At 65.0% G+C, this 17,422-nt stretch carries 15 protein-coding genes; 8 read left to right on the forward strand and 7 right to left on the reverse strand.

Annotation, left to right across the window (positions count from 1 at the left end; all coding sequences use genetic code 11):
- Window positions 1-72 precede the first annotated feature (72 nt).
- The 5 genes from B5D38_RS14450 to B5D38_RS14470 all read right to left on the reverse strand — a co-directional run bounded on the left by B5D38_RS14450 (window position 73) and on the right by B5D38_RS14470 (window position 5,428).
- Entirely contained in the window at window positions 73-804 is a 732-nt protein-coding gene (locus tag B5D38_RS14450; RefSeq protein ID WP_078709148.1) for an SDR family oxidoreductase, read from the reverse strand.
- Window positions 805-843: 39 nt separating this feature from the next.
- Complete coding sequence (locus B5D38_RS14455; RefSeq protein WP_078709149.1) at window positions 844-1,803, reverse strand: ABC transporter permease; 960 nt, start codon at window positions 1,801-1,803, stop codon at window positions 844-846.
- A gap of 31 nt (window positions 1,804-1,834) precedes the next feature.
- Window positions 1,835-3,343, reverse strand: a complete 1,509-nt coding sequence (locus tag B5D38_RS14460; RefSeq protein WP_078709150.1) for a sugar ABC transporter ATP-binding protein — start codon at window positions 3,341-3,343, stop codon at window positions 1,835-1,837.
- 109 nt (window positions 3,344-3,452) lie between these two features.
- On the reverse strand, window positions 3,453-4,370 hold the full coding sequence (locus B5D38_RS14465; protein ID WP_425349335.1) for an ABC transporter substrate-binding protein: 918 nt from the start codon (window positions 4,368-4,370) through the stop codon (window positions 3,453-3,455).
- 167 nt (window positions 4,371-4,537) lie between these two features.
- Complete coding sequence (locus B5D38_RS14470; protein ID WP_078709152.1) at window positions 4,538-5,428, reverse strand: helix-turn-helix domain-containing protein; 891 nt, start codon at window positions 5,426-5,428, stop codon at window positions 4,538-4,540.
- A 614-nt stretch (window positions 5,429-6,042) separates the two neighbouring features.
- Between B5D38_RS14470 and B5D38_RS14475 the strand changes: the two genes are divergently transcribed.
- The 4 genes from B5D38_RS14475 to B5D38_RS14490 all read left to right on the forward strand — a co-directional run bounded on the left by B5D38_RS14475 (window position 6,043) and on the right by B5D38_RS14490 (window position 9,577).
- The gene (locus B5D38_RS14475) at window positions 6,043-6,483 is read left to right on the forward strand and encodes a hypothetical protein (protein ID WP_078709271.1); all 441 of its coding nucleotides are present in this window, start codon (window positions 6,043-6,045) and stop codon (window positions 6,481-6,483) included.
- A gap of 114 nt (window positions 6,484-6,597) precedes the next feature.
- Window positions 6,598-7,401, forward strand: a complete 804-nt coding sequence (locus tag B5D38_RS14480; RefSeq protein WP_078709153.1) for an exodeoxyribonuclease III — start codon at window positions 6,598-6,600, stop codon at window positions 7,399-7,401.
- A 19-nt stretch (window positions 7,402-7,420) separates the two neighbouring features.
- Complete coding sequence (locus tag B5D38_RS14485) at window positions 7,421-7,966, forward strand: MOSC domain-containing protein (RefSeq protein ID WP_078709154.1); 546 nt, start codon at window positions 7,421-7,423, stop codon at window positions 7,964-7,966.
- 204 nt (window positions 7,967-8,170) lie between these two features.
- Window positions 8,171-9,577: a mannose-1-phosphate guanylyltransferase/mannose-6-phosphate isomerase gene (locus B5D38_RS14490; RefSeq protein WP_078709155.1), complete on the forward strand. Its 1,407-nt coding sequence runs from the start codon at window positions 8,171-8,173 to the stop codon at window positions 9,575-9,577.
- A 60-nt stretch (window positions 9,578-9,637) separates the two neighbouring features.
- On the opposite strand, the gene B5D38_RS14495 is transcribed toward B5D38_RS14490, so the two are convergent.
- Window positions 9,638-11,821 (reverse strand): sensor domain-containing phosphodiesterase, encoded by a 2,184-nt coding sequence (locus B5D38_RS14495; RefSeq protein WP_078709156.1) that lies wholly within the window; start codon window positions 11,819-11,821, stop codon window positions 9,638-9,640.
- Window positions 11,822-12,058: 237 nt separating this feature from the next.
- Here B5D38_RS14495 and B5D38_RS14500 point away from each other — a divergent pair, with 237 nt between their 5' ends.
- Window positions 12,059-12,448, forward strand: a complete 390-nt coding sequence (locus B5D38_RS14500; protein WP_078709272.1) for a diacylglycerol kinase — start codon at window positions 12,059-12,061, stop codon at window positions 12,446-12,448.
- 22 nt (window positions 12,449-12,470) lie between these two features.
- Here B5D38_RS14500 and B5D38_RS14505 read toward each other — a convergent pair whose 3' ends face one another.
- Window positions 12,471-13,136 (reverse strand): GntR family transcriptional regulator, encoded by a 666-nt coding sequence (locus B5D38_RS14505; RefSeq protein WP_078709157.1) that lies wholly within the window; start codon window positions 13,134-13,136, stop codon window positions 12,471-12,473.
- 201 nt (window positions 13,137-13,337) lie between these two features.
- Here B5D38_RS14505 and B5D38_RS14510 point away from each other — a divergent pair, with 201 nt between their 5' ends.
- The 3 genes from B5D38_RS14510 to B5D38_RS14520 are packed head-to-tail and all read left to right on the forward strand — an operon-like array spanning window position 13,338 to window position 17,359.
- Window positions 13,338-14,774 (forward strand): M20 family metallopeptidase, encoded by a 1,437-nt coding sequence (locus B5D38_RS14510; RefSeq protein WP_078709273.1) that lies wholly within the window; start codon window positions 13,338-13,340, stop codon window positions 14,772-14,774.
- Window positions 14,771-16,462, forward strand: coding sequence for a M28 family peptidase (locus B5D38_RS14515; RefSeq protein WP_245319242.1), 1,692 nt, complete (start codon window positions 14,771-14,773; stop codon window positions 16,460-16,462). The genes B5D38_RS14510 and B5D38_RS14515 overlap by 4 nt, the downstream gene beginning before the upstream one ends.
- Before the next feature lie 42 nt (window positions 16,463-16,504).
- The gene (locus B5D38_RS14520) at window positions 16,505-17,359 is read left to right on the forward strand and encodes a transporter substrate-binding domain-containing protein (protein ID WP_078709158.1); all 855 of its coding nucleotides are present in this window, start codon (window positions 16,505-16,507) and stop codon (window positions 17,357-17,359) included.
- The last annotated feature ends 63 nt before the right edge of the window (window positions 17,360-17,422 follow it).

Below are 17,422 nucleotides of genomic sequence, written 5' to 3' on the forward strand. Positions count from 1 at the left end.
AATGAGCAATCCCGGCTGCCTTGCGGCGCCTTGCCCATTCCGCAAGAGAATCGGCGGCTGTGCCCCGCGATGTCAGACGCGATCGAAGTTGGTCGGCAGGACCAGCATGTCACGGATGGTGACGTTGCGGTTGCGCGTCAGCATGTATTCGACCGCGTCGGCGACCTCGCTCGCTTCGATCAGGCTACCCGACTCCTTGGCCTTGCGCAGGTTCTCCTCCGGCCAGTCGGCGAGCAGCGCCGAGATGACTGGGCCGGGCGAAACCTGGGCGACGCGGACGCCATAGGGAATCATCTGCCGGCGCATGGTCTGCACGAAGCAGTTGATCGCCCATTTCGAGCCGGCATAGACGGGTTCCCAATAGGTCGGGAAGTGGCCGGCGATCGAGCAGGTGACGATGATGTCCCCGGTCTTGCGCTCGCTCATATGCGGGATGACCGCGTGGACGTTCTTCATCACCGCGTTGACGTTGAGCGTGAGCATCCGGTCGATCGCCTCGGGCGTCGTCTCGGTCAGGTCGCCGCCGATGTAGATGCCGGCGTTGCAGTAGAGAATGTCGATGTGGTCGACCTTCTTCAGGATCTCCGGCACCATCGCGGCGCAGCTTTCGGGATCGAGGAGGTTCGTGACCTGGGGAATGGCCTTCTCGCCAAGCTTGGCCGTCAGTTCGGTCAGCGCCTTCTCGTTCCAGTCCACCATGACGACGGTCGCGCCGTCCTCCAGGAGCTTTTCGGTGGTGGCGAGGCCGATGCCCGAGGCCGCGCCGGTGATGACGGCAATCTTGCCTGCCAATGATTGAGCCATGTTCGTTTTCCTATGTGTCTAGACCATGAGCTGGCTGCATCAGCGCCTTTCGCGGCCGATGTAGATCGCGAGGAGGATGATGAAGCCCTTGATGACGGTCTGGACGTACGGGTCGATGCCCATGAGGTTCAGGCCGTTGTTGAGGATGCCGAGAAGGACGGCGCCGATGAGGGTGCCGACCACGGAGCCGCGGCCGCCGGCGATCGAGGTGCCGCCGAGCACCACGGCGGCGATCGCGTCGAGCTCGAAGCCGACGCCAGCGTTCGGTTGCCCGCTCATCAGGCGGCCGGTGAGAACGACGGCCGCCACCGCCGTGGTCAGGCCGCTGATGGCGAAGATGATGACCTTGGCGCGGTTCACCCGGACGCCCGACAGCCGCGTGGCATGCTCGTTGCCGCCGAGGGCGTAGACGTAGCGGCCGAAGGGCGTGCGTTCGAGGACGACCCAGGCGACGAGATAGGCCACCACCATGATGATCACCGGCACCGGCACGTCAAAGATGCGCCCGTTGCCGAACCAGCTCACCCAGAAGGGCATGCCGCTGATGGGATAGCCGCCCGAGTAGATGAGGCCGAGGCCCCGCGCGATGCCCATGGTGGCGAGCGTCACGATGATGGCCGGCATCCGCGCATAGGCCACCAGCATGCCGTTGCCGACGCCGAAGCCGAGACCGATCGCGAGGCACAAAAGCAGCGCGAAGGCCGGCGGCATGCCGCCCACCATCAGGCCGGCGGCGACGGTGCTGGCGAGGGCCAGGACCGAACCGACGGACAGATCGATGCCGCCGGTCAGGATGACGAACGTCATGCCGATGGCGATGATGGCGTTGATCGACACCTGCCGAAGCACGTTCATGATGTTGGTGAAGGACAGGAAGTTGTCCGTGGCGAACACCATCAGCAGGGAAACGGCGATCAGCCCGATCAACGGGAAAAGGATCACCGAATGACGGACCATGTGAACGATGCCCGCGTTCGAGCGTGCAGACCAGCTTTGCATGGTTGGACTCGTGGCGGCGGAAGCCGCTCCTTCAGGCTGCTGCATTGATCTCTCCCGCTGTCGCGTAGCGCATGACTTCAGCGGGCGTGATGGCCTCGCCGACGAGCGTCTGCGTGATCTTTCCTTCCCGGAAGACGCAGACCCGGTCGCACATTCCGACGATCTCCGGCAGCTCCGAGGAGATCATCACGATCGAGTAGCCTCGCTTCGTCATGTCGCGCATGATCTGGTAGATTTCGGCCTTGGCGCCGACATCGATGCCGCGCGTCGGCTCGTCGAAGAACAGGATCTTCACACTGTGATTGAGCCAGCGCGCGACGACGACCTTCTGCTGGTTTCCACCAGAAAGGGTCGCAACCTGTGTCTGGGGTCCCTGGGCCTTCATCCTAACCCGGCCCATGACATCGATCGTCGCACGCTGTTCCTCGGCGCGGTCGATGAAGATGTGGGACGTGTACTTCCACAGGTTGTTGATCGAGACGTTGTCGCGGACGGAGAAGGACGTGATCAGCCCTTCTTCCTTGCGGCTTTCCGGCAGAAGGCCGATTCCGCATTCCAGCGCGTCGGCGGGATTGGTGAAGTTGCGGGCGACGCCGTCCACCTTAAGCCGGCAGCGGTGGGGCCGCGTCGCGCCGATGACGCCGAGGGCCGTTTCCGTTCGCCCCGAGCCGACCAGCCCGGCAAAGCCGAGGATCTCTCCCTCGCGCAGGGAGAAGGCATTGACCGGCCCTCCCCGTTCGAGCTGGATTTCCTCGACGTCGAGGACGACGGGGCGCGCCGCATTGATGGCGGGCTTCGGCGGAAAGTTCGCCGCGATGCGGCGCCCGACCATCATCTCCACCAGACTGTCGATGTCGGTTGCGGCGACGTCGACGGTGCCCACATAGTTGCCGTCGCGAAGGACGGTGATGCGGTCGCAGATCTCGAAAATCTCGTCGAGATGGTGCGAGATGAAGATGATGCCGACGCCCTGGCGCTTCAGCTCCCGCATCACCGCGAAGAGCTGTTCGGCCTCCGTGGGCGTGAGCGTTGCCGTCGGCTCGTCGAGGATGAGAATCCGGGCGTTGAGCGACAGCGCCTTTGCGATCTCGATGAACTGCTGCTGCGCCACCGAGAGATGGCGGATCGGCACGTCGAGATTGATGTCGATCTTGAGGCGATCGAGAGTCGCCATGGCGTGGCGGCGCATCTCGGCACGCTTGAGAAGGCCGAGGCCGTTGTAGATTTCGCGCCCAAGAAAGATGTTCTCGACGGCGGTCAGATGGGGGATGAGGCTGAATTCCTGGAAGACGATGCCAATGCCCGCCTCGACCGCGGCTTCGTAGTCGGAGAAATGCTTCTCCTCGCCGTCGATGCGGATGGTGCCCGCGTCCATCGAATAGACGCCGCACAGAATCTTCATCAAGGTCGACTTGCCGGCACCGTTCTCGCCGAGAAGCGCGTGGATCTCGCCGGCACCGACTTCGAGATCGACTCCGCTGAGGACCTTGACCCCAACGAAAGCCTTCTCGACTCCCTTGACGCTGAGAAGTTGAGACATGGGACTGCTCCGTGCACCCTGCTTGCCTTGGCGGGCGCCGGCGCGGCCGCCGGCGGGGCGAACCCCGCCGGACCAGTCGCGTCGGCCTACCGCCGACGGAGTGTCTGCCTCACCAGGAGAAGCTGGACGCGTTCTTCTCGTCGACGACCTCGACGTCGATCGGCACTTCCTTGGGGACCACCGTGGCGCCCCAGTACTTGGCCAGCGCCATGCCGAGGCCAATGCGCACCTGGTCCGCCGGGAACTGCGCCGTGGTCTCGATGAAGGGCGTGCCCTGGGCGATCGCCTGGGTCGCCTCGGGGGCGCCGTCGACGGAGGTCAGCTTGATGTCCTTGCCCGAGCCCATGATGGCCGAGAGCACGCCCATCGAGCCGACGTCGTTGACCGAGAAGATGCCCTTGAGGTCCGGATGGGCCTGGATCATGTTCTCGGCGACGGTGAGCGCGGTATCACGCTCCTGCTTGCCGTTCTGAACGTCGACGAGCTTGACGTCGGGGGCCTTGGCGAGAGCCTCCTTGCAGCCCGCCACGCGCTCCAGGATCGGAACGACCGGAATGCCGTCGAGGATCGCGACCTCGCCCTTGCCGCCGATCGCCTTCACCAGATACTCGCAGGACTTGAAGCCAGCATCCTTGTTCTTGGAGCCGACGAAGGAATCCACTGGGCCGTTAGCGTTGGCGTCGATCGCGACGACGATGACGCCCGCCTTGTTGGCTTCGCGCACGGCGGTCTCGATGCCGGCCGTGTCGGTCGGGTTGACGAGAAGGATGTCGATCTTCTGCTGGAGCATGTCCTCGACGTCGCTGATCTGCTTGGCGACGTTGTGGGCGGCGTCGGTGACGACCACGGTGGCGCCGATGCTGTCGGCGGCCTCCTTCAGCGCCTTCTGCATCGACACGAAATAGGGGTTGTTCATCTCCTGGAAGGTCATGCCGATCTTCGGCGCCTTCTTGTCGGCGGCGATCGCGCCGGTGGCCGTGGCCGCGACGAGCGCGACGATCGACACTCCCTTGAGCATGGTCTTGATCATGTTTCCTTCTCCCAATTTTCCCCGAATGCCGGGTAATCCTTCCCCGTGGCGGGAGGCGGTCCCGCACGTGAGAGCTCTTGGCGGGACCGGACGACGACTTGGCGGCCGATCCCTTGTTGGCGGCGAGTGGAGCGCCGGGCGCTGAAGCGCGGCGCCGGATGAAGCTAGGTCATCGCGGTCTGTGGCGTCTGGCGCATCTGCTCCTGATGGAAGGCGCGGAAGCGCGAGGGCGGCATGTCCTTCTGCGCCAGGAACTGGCGGTTGAAGTTGGACAGGTTGTTGAAGCCCACTTCGTAACAGATGTCGGTGATCGGCATGTCCTCGCTCATGAGGAGCTGACAGGCCTGGTTGATGCGCAGGCGGTTGACGTACTGCACGAAGGACATTCCGGTGTGGCGGCGGAACGCCCGCGAGAAGGTGCTGGCCGACTGGCCCGTCATGGCGGCGAGCTGCGGCTCGCGCAGCTCGGAGGCGAGGTTGCGGCGGATGTAGGTGAGGACCTTGTTCATGGCGGCGGACATGAAGGCCGACGGATCGGGAAGATAGCCCTCGCTTGCCAGTGGACGGCGCTCGCCATCGCCCATCAGAAGGCCGAGCATCGAGATGAAGAGAGACAGGCGGCGCGGGCCATGCGCCTCCAGAAGTGCGCGGAACAGCGGCTCGATCTCCTCCCCCGTCGATGGCGAGAATACGATGCCGCGCCGGCTTTCCTGAAGCAGCCCCTGGAGACCCGACAGCTCGGGAAACAGCGCCAGCGCCCGATCGATGAATGAGGCAGCGAACTGGATGATCAAGCCGCGCATCTCGACCTCGACGCCCTCGGGAACGTCGCTGACCCAGTTGTGCGGCAGGTTGGGCCCGCTCATCACGAGATTGCCGGGACCGAATTCGCCGATGAAATCACCGACGAAGTACTTTCCCGATGTCGCGACGATCAGTTGGATTTCGTATTCCGGATGGAAGTGCCAACGCACGGTCCGAAAAGGATATCCGTGAGACCACACGCGAAACGAATCGCTTTCACGGATCTCCACCAGTTCGAGATCTGGATTCATTCGCTCCTCCCACGAACGCTCCACGACAATTTTCTGTGCAATTCAGGGCCAGACGCTCTTCCCTACGTCCTTCCTTATCCTCCTGACTTTCGAGAGAGGATTTAATCCCGTTCCGCAACTGCCCGCTACCGCTCCTTGCCGGTTTCACCGATACTTTTTTGCATGATTTTGCGGTGCGGAAGACGCCAGACGGCCACAGGCGGAACACCGCAAAGAGAGATTTCAATCACACCAATGGCTTAGCCGCCAACCGACGGAGCTTGCGGCAGCTGCGGATTTAAAGGATTTAGCAGGCGCCCATTGCCCGACTCTCGGGCGGCAAGCCGCGGATGGATCAGCAAGTCCGCTTATTGTCGCAGGCAGCGACCAGAGTGGCATTGCGCCATCGGGCGAAGCGGGAACGCGCCGGGGACAATTTTCATCACGCCGCCATGATTCGGCCGGCGTCCCCGGATCCAGGCACCGCGAGTTTCCTGTTGATCGCCCGATCGGGCCTTTTGGCGCCATCGGAGGGCGCGCTATAAGGACAGAGCCCGTTGAACGAGGTCTCGCGCAGGTCGCCGGGTCGCCGCGTCGGAACTGTCTCGACGCCATCAACGGGCGAGGAGAACCGTGTGCCGATCAAACCTGAAAACAAGGGGTTCTACGCGCTCGATTGGCCGCAGCTTTCGCACGCGATCCGATTCCGGCGCGCCAAGGGGCGGTGCGAGCGATGCGGACGGCCCCATGGCCAGCTGGTCTATCAGCTTGAGGACGGGTGCTGGTTCGACGCCGAGATCGGGCGCTGGCGCGACGGACACGGCCGCCTGGTCCGCCGCAAGCTGCCGGCGCCGCACGAGGCCGAACCGGATCGGGAGCCGAGGTCGACGCGGGTGCGTGTTTCCTGCGCCCATCTCGACCAGGATATCGGCAATGACGAGCCGGACAATCTCGCCGCGCTCTGTCAGCGCTGCCAGCTCAATCACAATCGGCCATGGAACCGACGCAAGATCTGGCTCGCCGCCTTCATGAAGAAGGCGCTCGGCGATCTCTTCGATGGCCCATACGCGACTTGAGCCTCGACGGCAGGCAAGAAAACGCCCCGCGCCTTAAGGCGACCAAGCAAGATCGAAGAGCTTGCGGAGCGCCGTGTGGTTGGCCATAGCGGGGCAGCCATATCGGGATGCCTCATGACCTTCTCCATCGCCACCTGGAACATCAACTCCGTCCGACTGCGCCTACCCCTCGTCGAGCGCTTCCTCACCGAGAATCGGCCTGACGTTCTCTGCCTGCAGGAGACGAAGTGCCCGAACGAGCTCTTCCCCGAGGCAGCGTTCCACGCCCTCGGTTATCCCCACGTCGCCCTCCACGGCCAGAAGGGCTATCACGGGGTCGCCACCCTCTCACGGCATCCCTTCGAGGACATCGTGCGCCAGGACTTCTGCGCCGTCGGCGACGCGCGGCACCTGTCGACGCGCATGAGCGTCGGCGAGCGGCGCCTGCGCATCCACAATTTCTACGTTCCAGCCGGCGGCGACGAGCCCGACCGGAAGATCAACCCCAAGTTCGCCCACAAGCTCGATTTCCTGGAAGAGATGCGGCTCGTCAGCGCGACCGCCGAGCCCGGCGTGTCCGCGCTTCTTCTCGGAGATCTCAACATCGCCCCGTTCGAGACCGACGTCTGGTCGCACAAGCAGCTTCTCAAGGTCGTCTCCCACACGCCGGTTGAATGCGCCGGCCTGCTCAGCGTCATCAAGGACGGCGTTTGGACCGACCTCGTGCGCCAGCATGTTCCGCTCGAGGAAAAGCTCTTCACGTGGTGGAGCTACCGGGCGAAGGACTGGCGGGCGGGCAATCGCGGCCGGCGGCTTGACCATATCTGGGGCTCGGCCGACCTTGCGCCCCACCTTCGCCGCGCCGAGGTCTTCACCGGGGCGCGCGACTGGGAGCGCCCCTCCGACCACGTTCCGGTGCTGGTGGAACTCGATCTTTGACGACGCGGGGCAAGCACGGATGATGACTGGGCGCGTGATCGCGGTGGCGCGGGATGCGGAGCACCGGTTCAGCAAGGCCCCGGCTCCCTCGATCCGGTTGATCGCGGGGCTCGGCGTGGAAGGCGATGCCCATTGTGGCGAGACGGTGCAGCACCGCTCGCGTGTCGCGATCAACCCAAGCCAGCCGAACCTGCGTCAGGTGCATCTCATTCAGGCGGAGCTCTTCGCCGAGCTCGCGCGCGCCGGCTTCCGCATTCGGCCGGGCGACCTTGGAGAGAATGTCGCCACGGAGGGCATCGACCTTCTCGCTCTGCCACGCGGCACGGTGCTCGCCATCGGCGGCCATGCGCGCATCGAGATCACCGGTCTGCGAAACCCCTGTCTCCAGATCGACCGCTTCAGGCAGGGCCTCCTCAAATCGGTTCTGGAACGCGACGCCAGCGGCGCGATCGTGCGCAAGGCAGGCGTGATGGGGATCATCCTGGATGGCGGCGAGGTCAGGCCGGGCGATGCCATTTCCGCGTTTCTTCCCGCTGCTCCCCACGAGCCGCTGCGGCCGGTCTGACCGGGGCGACGGATTCACCAAGTTTCGACCTTGCCTCTCGCCGTTCCGGCCCGTCGGCGTTAGGGTGGTTCATTCGTTTCTTGAGTAGCGCGACCAACGCAGTCCCAGCCACAGTTTGGCGATGTTGCCGGTTCTGGCCTTTCGCGCTCGATGCCGGTTGAGAGGCAGATTTAGACATTCCGCCCGGCGCTTGGAGGACAGGCGATGCAGATCGTTCCCATCATCATGGCCGGCGGCGCCGGCACCCGGCTCTGGCCGGTCTCGCGCGACAGCTTTCCCAAGCAGTTCATCCCGCTGTTCGATGATGGCCTCTCCCCCTTCCAGGCGACGATCCGCCGGATTTCGGGGGAAATGTTCGGCCGCCCGATCATCGTGACCAACAACGACTTCCGCTTCATCTGCGCCGAGCAGCTCGCGGCGATGGGCATCGATGGAGAAATCGTCCTGGAGCCCGAGCGCCGCGACAGCGCGCCGGCCGTGGCGGTGGGCGCGCTCCTTGCCGAGCGGCGGGCGGAGGACGCGGTTTGCCTGGTGTTGGCCTCCGACCACGCGGTAACGGACGAGCCCGGCTTTCTCGAAGCCGTGACGCGGGCCGCGGCGGTGGCGGCGACCGGGCGGATCATGACGCTCGGCATCATTCCCGATCACCCGGCGACCGGCTACGGCTATATCCGGCCGGGTCCGGCGCTGGAGAGCGGAGCCCACGTTCTCGATCGCTTCGTCGAAAAGCCCGACCGAGCGACGGCCGAAGCTTATCTTGCCGAGGGCTATGTCTGGAACAGCGGCAACTTCCTGTTCTCGCCGGCTGTCATGATCGGAGAGCTGCGCCACTTCGCCCCCAAGATCCTGGAAGCGGCTCGCGCCGCCCTCGTCGCCGCACAGCGCGATCTCGACTTTCTGCGCCTCGATCCCGAGGCGTTCGCGGCCTCACCGACGCTTTCGATCGACTATGCGGTGATGGAGAAGACGGCGCTCGGCGGCGTTCTTCCAGCCGAATTCGGCTGGTCCGATATCGGCTCCTGGGATTCGATCCATGCCATCAAGTCCCAGGACGAGGACGGCAATGTCCTCGACGGCCCTGCGGTCGCGCTCGACACGCACGGGAGCCTCGTCCACAGCGACGGCATTCTGACCACGGTGCTTGGCCTTGACGACGTCGTGGTCGTCACCACCCAGGATGCGGTGCTCGTCACTTCCAAGGACAAGGCGCCCGAGGTGAAATCGCTGGTCGGCAAGCTCAGGGCGGAAGGCCGCAGCGAGGCCGGAGAGCATCTGCGCATTCATCGCCCGTGGGGCTGGTATCAGCGCATCGACATCGGCCCGCGCTTCCAGGTGAAGCACATCTGCGTCAAGCCGGGCGGCACACTCAGTCTTCAGCGCCACTACCACCGCGCCGAGCACTGGGTGGTGGTGCATGGCACGGCCGAGGTCACGGTGGACGACACGATCAAGATCTACCACGAGAACGAGGCGGCCTATCTGCCGATCGGCTGCGTCCACCGCATGCGAAATCCCGGCAAGATCGACCTGAAGATCATCGAGGTCCAGGTCGGCAGCTATACCGGCGAGGACGATATCGTGCGCATTGAGGACGTCTACGCGCGCAATTGAGAATCTCGTCCGTCAGGCGAACCCTTGCGGGCAGGACTTCTGGCGTGAGGCGCCCCCGGATCAGGCGATGCGCCTGGACGCCCTGGCCAGAAATCTCGCGGCGAAATCTGCCGCGGGCACCGGCCGGCCGATGAAATAGCCCTGCGCCTCGTCGCACTGGTGGCGCAGGAGAAAGTCCCTCTGCTCGGCGGTTTCGACACCCTCCGCGATCACGCGCAAGCCGAAGCGCTCCCCAAGGAGGATGATGGCTTCGACCACCGCGGCATCCTTGGGATCGGTGCAGAGATCGCGAACGAAGGACTGGTCGATCTTGAGGCGGGACAGGGGATAGTCCTTGAGCAGGCTGAGGGAGGCAAAGCCTGTTCCATAGTCGTCGAAGGCGACCCCCACGCCGATTTCACGGAGATGGCGCAGCGGCTCGATGGCCGCGCCGTCCCGGTTGAGGACGGTCGTCTCCGTGATCTCCAGTTCCAGCGCCTGAGGCTCGAGATGATAGGTGTCCAGCGCGGCCTTGACGGAGGCCAGCAGATGCTCCGAGGTGAGCTGTGCATCGAAGAGGTTGACGCCGACGCGCAACGGCGCGCCTGCCCGTCGCCACTCCGCGACCTGGCGACAAGCCGAATGGAGAATCCAGTCGCCGACGTCCTTGGCCAAAGGGCTCTTCTCCAGCACATGGATGAAGGCTCCTGGCGCGAGCAACCCATTTTCCGGGTGGTTCCAGCGTAGTAGCGCCTCCACCCCGGTGATGGAGCCGTCCCTCAGATCGACTTGCGGCTGATAGTAGAGCTCGAATTCGTGGCGCGTGAACGCTCGACGCAGCGCCTCCTCGCAATGGCGGCGCGCGATCGCCGCTTGGCGAAGCTGAGGCGTGAACACCTCCGTGCGGGCACGCCCCTCGCTCTTTGCCTTGTACATCGCCAAATCTGCCGAACTGACCAGCTCTCGCGCCTCGATGCCGTGAAGCGGGGCCAATGCAAGTCCGATACTGACAGTGATGTGAACGGTTTCATCGTCGATGACGAAGGGTTCGGCGATCGCGGCCTTGAGCATCTCCGCCGTGTTTCTCGCCCGGAGCGGATCGGCGCTCGGCAAAAGAACGACGAATTCATCCCCCGACAGCCGAGCAATCAGCTCGTCGGCGCGTGCCGCCTGCGAAAGCCGCGCCGCGACCTGCCTCAGAACGTCGTCGCCGGCGGCATGGCCGAGCGTGTCATTGACATCCTTGAAGCAATCGAGATCGATCAGCAACAACGCGGCCCGCCCCTCCGGCCCAAGTCGATCCTTGATCGCCCGTTCGAGCGCCAGCCGGTTCGGCAGACCGGTCAGCGCGTCGTGCATGGCAAGACGGCGAAGGCGCTCCTCATAGTCGCGCTGCTCGCTGACGTCGCGGATGATCGCGCCGGCATTCATTCCGCGCTCGTCCGCCCAGACCGAAATAGCAAACTCGGCAGGAAAGCGCGTGCCGTCGCGCCGGAGCGCCGGAAGCTCCGCTCGCGAGCCGGTTTCCGGATTCAGCCGCCCTTGCGCCAGATAGACGAGGCTCTCGTAGTAGAGGCGATGGCGCTCCGGTGGGATGATCAATGTCACGGGTTGGCCAATGGCCTCCTCGGCGGAGTAGCCGAACATCTCCTCGGCCGCCCGGTTCCAGAAAGTGATGAGGCTGTCCATACCCGAGCACACGATCGCGTCGGGCGACGTGGCGGCGATATTCTCGAAGCGGGCCTGGCTCGTCTTTCTCGCATATTCGAGCCGGCGGACCTCCATACGGTCCATCACCACGGCGGCCAATTCCACCAGGTTCTTCTGTTCCGAGACGCTGAAGCAGGAGCGAGGCCGGCTATCGACGATGCACAGGACGCCGATGGTGTGGCCCGAGGGCGCCCGAAGCGGCGCGCCCGCATAGAAGCGGACCCAGGGCGCGTTGAGCACAAGCTCGTTCTGCGCGAAGCGTGGGTCCTTCGTGGCGTCGAGAACGACCAGCGGCTCATGGCTGTGAAGCGTCTTGGCGCAAAACGAGACGCGCCGGTCGGCCTCGACGATCTCGGTGCCGACACGCGCCTTGAAGAAGACGCGGCTTCGGTCGAGCAGGGAAATCACCGCGATCGGGGCGTCGAAAACGCGCGAAGCCAGCTCGACGAGACGGTCGAACTCCGGCTCGGGCGGCGTGTCCAGAAGATGATAATCGGCCAACGCCTTAAGCCTAGTTTCCTCACCGGCGAGGAAAGTGGTTTCGTGGCTGAACATCGCTCCAAGGTCCCCTTCGTCCGGCAGACTCTGCCGGACATGCATTAAGGCGGGGGAAGGACCGGGTCGGGCAGTTTAAATGTCCGCAACATTGACGGTTCGCCCGCCGATCGACCCGTCCCCCGCGCCCGTCTTCCCTGCCTCGACCAGGAATTCGGACAGCCATTTTTCCTTGATATTGGCGTGTTAGGTCGTGCGGACGATGCGGGAATCGCGGAGCCTCCGGACTTGGACGACATGACGGGACAACGGGACATTCCCGAGAAGTGCGAGGGGGTCGAGCACCTTTCCGCGTCGGCGCGCTACTCCGCGCAAGGGCTGGTCCGCCTGTGGCGAGAGGCCGCCTTTCGCCAGGAGATCGTTGCTGCGGCGCTGGTCCTCGTTGCCCACGGGCTTCTTGGCTCACGGGTCGAGGTCTGGCTGGCCCAGGGCGTGCTCATCCTTCTCCTTCTGGCGGTCGAGGCCCTGAACACGGCCGTGGAAGTGATCGTCGACCATGTCTCGCCGGACTACAGCGAGTCGGCGCGCCATGCGAAGGACCTGGGATCGCTGGCCGTGCTCTTCCTCCTTCTGGCGAACGGCCTCTGTCTTTTCGCCTCGGTCGCCGATTGGATACGGGGCGGGTGACACGCCGGCTCGAGGGGTCACGTCACCGACCTTTGTCAGCCTCCTCCGTCTCAGGTTGGCTGATATGTCGCTCGATGATGACATGCAGCCTCGCCACGTCGCGGGCGCGAAGGGCCTCGACGATCTCGAAGTGCTCGCGCGCCGACTGCTCCATTCGGCGCCGCGTCGACCATTGCGAGGCGGGAGCCGGTGACGTGCGCAGGCGCAGCTCGCTCACGAGTTCCACAAGGCTGTGGTTGCCGGTCGTCGCCAGAAGGGCGCGGTGGAAGGCCAGGTTGACCTCGTAGATCTCCACCATCGTCCCGGCATCGAGCAGCGCCGCGAACCTTTTGGCCAACGTCTCCAGCTCGACGACGTGATGCTCGGCCGCGTTGCGCGCCATGAATTCGGCAGCCGATGTCTCCAGCATGATGCGGATGTCGCGGATTTCGGCTGCCACGGCATCGTCTTCTCGATGCACGAAGTAGCCGCGGTTCGGCAGATACTGGATCAGGCGCTTGCTGGCGAGATGCTCCAGCGCCTTGCGAATCTCCGAGCGGTTGGCGCCATACCGGCGCTGGAGCTCGATCTGCTTCAACCATGACCCCGGCTGAAACCGTCCGGCCTGGATATCCCGCGCAAGCCGCTCCGCGACGCCCGGCGGCGCGGTCTCCTCGTTCGGCCATCCCGCTCGCGGGAGCTCGTCCATGCTCGCTCCTTTCCTGCCGCTTTATCACATAGCACTGCCTGAATTTTGGGCAAGATCAACCATTGCGCAAGGTGTCAAAGCGTGCATTATTGGCACCAATTTTGACGCCAATGGCAAGAAATTTCTGTCGGCGTCCCTGATGCCCACGGCCAATGCCCGTTCGTCCGAAGGGTTCGCGCATTGGCGAAGGAGACCGCCTTCATGTCGAACGAAGCCGAAATCTGGACGCATGTCGATCGTCTGAGCCCGCAATTTCGCGATCTCAGCGATGCCGTCTGGGAAACGCCGGAGTTGAACTACGGCGAAATCCGCTCGGCTGCCGCTCACCGCGAGATGCTGGAGAAGGCCGGCTTTCGCGTCAGCGCCGGCGTTGCCGGCATTCCGACCGCGCTGGTGGGCGAAGCGGGCGAGGAAGGCCCGGTCATCGCCATTCTGGGCGAATACGACGCCCTTCCCGGCCTCAGCCAGGAAAGCGGCGTCGCCGAGCACCGGCCGATCGAAAAGGGCGGCGCGGGCCATGGCTGCGGCCACAACCTGCTCGGCGCCGGCTCGATGCTCGCCGCGGCGGCGGTGAAGGACTGGCTCGCCGCGAACGGCATCAAGGGCCGCGTGCGCTATTACGGCTGTCCCGCCGAGGAAGGCGGCTCGGCCAAAGGCTTCATGGTGCGCGCGGGGCTGTTCGACGACGTCGATATTGCCATCTCCTGGCATCCCGCGCCTTTCGCCGGCGTCAACAAGCCGATTTCACTCGCCTGCAACGAGGCGCTCTTCACCTTCACCGGCCGCGCGGCGCACGCCGCCGCCTCGCCCGAGCTCGGCCGCAGCGCGCTGGACGCGGTGGAGCTGATGAATGTCGGCGTCAACTACATGCGCGAGCACATGCCGTCGACGGCGCGCATCCACTACGCGGTGATCGACAGTGGCGGCGTCGCGCCAAATGTCGTCCAGCCCCGCGCCGTCGTGCGTTATCTGGTGCGAGACCGCGAGCTGCCGTCGATGCAGGCGCTTCTGAAGCGCGTCGAGAAGGTCGCCGAGGGCGCGGCGATGATGACGGAGACCACCGTCAAGAGCCAGATCGTCAGCGGCGACGGCAATCTCATCGGCAACACGCCGCTCGAGGCGCTGATGCACCGCGAGCTGGAACAGCTCGGCGCTCCGACGTTCGACGAGGCCGACCGCGCCTTCGCCAAGGACATCCAGAAAACGCTGAGCCGCGAGGACATCGAGGCCGCCTATGCCCGTTTCGGCATGGAGCCGCGTCTCGACGTGCCGCTCTGCGACGCCATCACGCCGCTCGGCGCCGGCGATGGAACCCATGTCGGCTCCACCGATGTGGGCACCGTCAGCTGGGTCGTCCCAACCGTTCAGATGCGCGGCGCGACCTATGCCATCGGCACCCCTGGCCACTCCTGGCAGCTCGTCGCGCAGGGCAAGATGCCCGCCGCCCACAAGGGCATGACCCATGCGGCCAAGGTGATGGCGGCGACGGCGACGGCCCTCTTCTCCGACCCATCGGAAATCGAGGCGGCCAAGGCCGATTTCGCCAAGCGTCGCGCCGGCCGCCCCTTCGTCAACCCCATTCCAGACGGGGTCGAGCCCGAGTTACCAGAGAGCGTCAGCGAGGCTCAGCGGCCGTGAGCGAGCCCTCTCCTCTCGACGGAAAGCTCGGCGGGCGCGTCGATGCCGCTCGCCTGATGGAGCACATCGCCGAATTCGCCAAGCGTGTGAAACTCTCGGGCACCCCGGAAGAGCTCGAGAGCTTCGCCTATCTCAAGGAGCGGATGGAGAGCTACGGCTTCACCACTACGCTCATCCTTCACGACGCCTATATCAGCCTGCCGGGCGCGACAGAGACGGTAGTGGATGGGCGCCCGCTCGACTGCATCACCCACTCCATGGCCGTCGCGACCGGCGCCGAGGGCATCACCGCCGATCTCGTCTATGTCGGTGAGGGCACGGCGGAGGACTTCGCCAGAGCGGATGTCGCCGGCAAGATCGCCCTGATCGACGGCATCGCCGTCGAGGACGTCGCCGACCGCGCCTCCAGGGCCGGCGCCATCGGCGAAATCCACATCAGCCCCAACGAGCATCTCTACGAGATGTGCGTGTCGCCCGTCTGGGGCAGCCCCTCCCAGCATACCCTCGCCGATTTGCCGACCACGGCGATCGTCACGGTGCGCAACGACGACGGCGCGAAGCTGCGCGAGCGCTGCCGCGCCGGCGAGCGCGTGACGGCTCATCTCAAGACCGAGGTGGATACCGGCTGGCGCAAGACGCCGATCCTCGTCTGCGATCTCGACATCGCCGGACCGGACGCGCCCTTCGTGCTCTTCTGCGGCCACCACGACACCTGGCACTATGGCGTCATGGACAATGGCGGCGCGAACGCCACCATGCTGGAAGCTGCGCGGATCCTTGCCGAGAGCCGCGACACGCTGCGCCGCAATCTGCGCGTCTGCTTCTGGTCCGGTCACTCGCACGGGCGCTATTCGGGCTCCGCCTGGTACGCCGACGAATATTTCGACGAGCTGGACCGGCGCTGCGCGGCGCATGTCAACGTCGATTCCACCGGCGGCGAAGGCGCGATCGTCCTGACCAATTCAGGCGTGATCGACGAGTTGAAGCATCTCGCCGCGGAGGTCATCGACGCCGAGACCGGGCAGCACCATGCTGGCCGGCGGCACGGACGCGCCGCCGATCAATCGTTCTGGGGCGTCGGCATTCCCTCGATGTTCGGCAGTCTCAGCCACCAGCCGCCGGGGCCGGTGAAGATGCTGACCGCGCTCGGCTGGTGGTGGCACACGCCGCACGATCTTGCCGAGCACATCGACCCGGAAAACCTTCAGCGTGACACCAGGATCGTTCTGGAGGTGCTGCGGCGGCTTCTGTCCGACCGCGTGCTGCCGCTCGACTATGGCGCGTGGTGCGAGGCGCTTGGCCGCCTCCTCGACGAAATCGAGCCGGCGGTGGGCGACAGGCTGGATCTTTCGGGCGTCGTGCAGAGCTTCGACGCGCTCTGCGAAACCGTTGAGGCCTTCGCCGACTATGCCGCGAATGCCGAGGCGAGCGAGGCTCCGGCCCTCGACGCCGCGCTCATGCGCGCGTCTCGGGCATTGGTGCCGCTGGACTATACGTTTGGCGACCGCTTCGTTCATGACAGCGCCGTGCCCCATCCCGCGTGGCCGGCGCTTGCCGATCTCTTCGCACTCGCGCGTCTGGCCAAGGGCGCTCCCGAGGAGAAATTCCACATTGTTTCGGCCAGGCGCGCCCGCAACCGCCTCATCCATGCGCTGCGCGAGGCCGAGCAGGCCCTCACGCTCACCTGACGACGACTGACCGTGTTCCCCAAAAAGAGAAAGATGGCTCGAATGACGAAGACGCTTTCCCTCCTTGCGCTGGTCGCGGCCAGCGCGCTCGCAGTGGCCGCTGCCCCGGCGGCGGCCAAGGATTGGTCCCACGTCAAGGTGGGCATCGAGGGCGCCTTTCCTCCCTGGAACACGCTGGATGCCGAGGGCAAGCTGGCCGGCTTCGACGTCGATCTCATCAACGATCTGTGCAAGCGCGCCAAGGTCGAGTGCGAGCTGATCGCCGGCCCGTGGAGCGGCATGATCCCCAGTCTCCAGGCGGGCAAGTACGACGTCATCATGACCATGGGCATCAACGACAAGCGCAAGGAGGTGATCGACTTCACCACCCCCTATGCCAACGGCGTCGCCTCCTTCCTGATGCCCAAGGACGCTGCCGAACTGCCGATGACGGGAGAGAAGCTGAACCTCAACGACAAGGACAAGGCGGACCCGGTGATGAAGGAGATCGGCGACATGCTGGACGGCAAGACCGTCGGCGTCGTCGCCTCCACCAGCCAGGAGCAGCTGATCAACGCCTATTTCGGCGACAAGGTCACCGTGCGCAGCTACCAGAACTCGGGCGAGCGTGATCTCGACATCAAGTCCGGGCGCATAGACGCCGGCTTCGACAGCGGCGTCTATGAGACGTCGATGCTCGCCAAGGAGGGCGATGCCGAGCTGAAGATGTCGGGCCCCCTGCTCAAGGGCGCCATGCTGGCCACCAACGTCGCGCTGGGCATACGCAAGGGCGAGCCCGAGCTCCAGGCCCTCTTCGACAAGGCCATCGATGCGGCGGCTCAGGATGGCACGATCCGCGAACTCTCCGTAAAGTGGAGCAAGCTGGATCTGACCCCCGACCAGTCGATCTCGAAGTGACCAACAGTGGGGCGCCGCGATCGGCGCCCTACCTCCGGAAGGCGTGACGCACAGCGCGGAGTA

The sequence above is a fragment of the Consotaella salsifontis genome, assembly GCF_900167365.1.
GTDB classification, from domain to species: Bacteria; Pseudomonadota; Alphaproteobacteria; order Rhizobiales; family Rhizobiaceae; genus Consotaella; species Consotaella salsifontis.

Excerpts from the sequence above, each read along its gene's own strand:
- B5D38_RS14450 (WP_078709148.1), bottom strand. The coding sequence starts at position 804 with ATGGCTCAATCATTGGCAGGCAAGATTGCCGTCATCACCGGCGCGGCC.
- B5D38_RS14455 (WP_078709149.1), bottom strand. The coding sequence starts at position 1,803 with ATGCAAAGCTGGTCTGCACGCTCGAACGCGGGCATCGTTCACATGGTC.
- B5D38_RS14460 (WP_078709150.1), bottom strand. The coding sequence starts at position 3,343 with ATGTCTCAACTTCTCAGCGTCAAGGGAGTCGAGAAGGCTTTCGTTGGG.
- B5D38_RS14470 (WP_078709152.1), bottom strand. The coding sequence starts at position 5,428 with ATGAATCCAGATCTCGAACTGGTGGAGATCCGTGAAAGCGATTCGTTT.
- B5D38_RS14480 (WP_078709153.1), top strand. The coding sequence starts at position 6,598 with ATGACCTTCTCCATCGCCACCTGGAACATCAACTCCGTCCGACTGCGC.
- B5D38_RS14485 (WP_078709154.1), top strand. The coding sequence starts at position 7,421 with ATGATGACTGGGCGCGTGATCGCGGTGGCGCGGGATGCGGAGCACCGG.
- B5D38_RS14490 (WP_078709155.1), top strand. The coding sequence starts at position 8,171 with ATGCAGATCGTTCCCATCATCATGGCCGGCGGCGCCGGCACCCGGCTC.
- B5D38_RS14495 (WP_078709156.1), bottom strand. The coding sequence starts at position 11,821 with ATGTTCAGCCACGAAACCACTTTCCTCGCCGGTGAGGAAACTAGGCTT.
- B5D38_RS14500 (WP_078709272.1), top strand. The coding sequence starts at position 12,059 with ATGACGGGACAACGGGACATTCCCGAGAAGTGCGAGGGGGTCGAGCAC.
- B5D38_RS14505 (WP_078709157.1), bottom strand. The coding sequence starts at position 13,136 with ATGGACGAGCTCCCGCGAGCGGGATGGCCGAACGAGGAGACCGCGCCG.
- B5D38_RS14510 (WP_078709273.1), top strand. The coding sequence starts at position 13,338 with ATGTCGAACGAAGCCGAAATCTGGACGCATGTCGATCGTCTGAGCCCG.
- B5D38_RS14520 (WP_078709158.1), top strand. The coding sequence starts at position 16,505 with ATGACGAAGACGCTTTCCCTCCTTGCGCTGGTCGCGGCCAGCGCGCTC.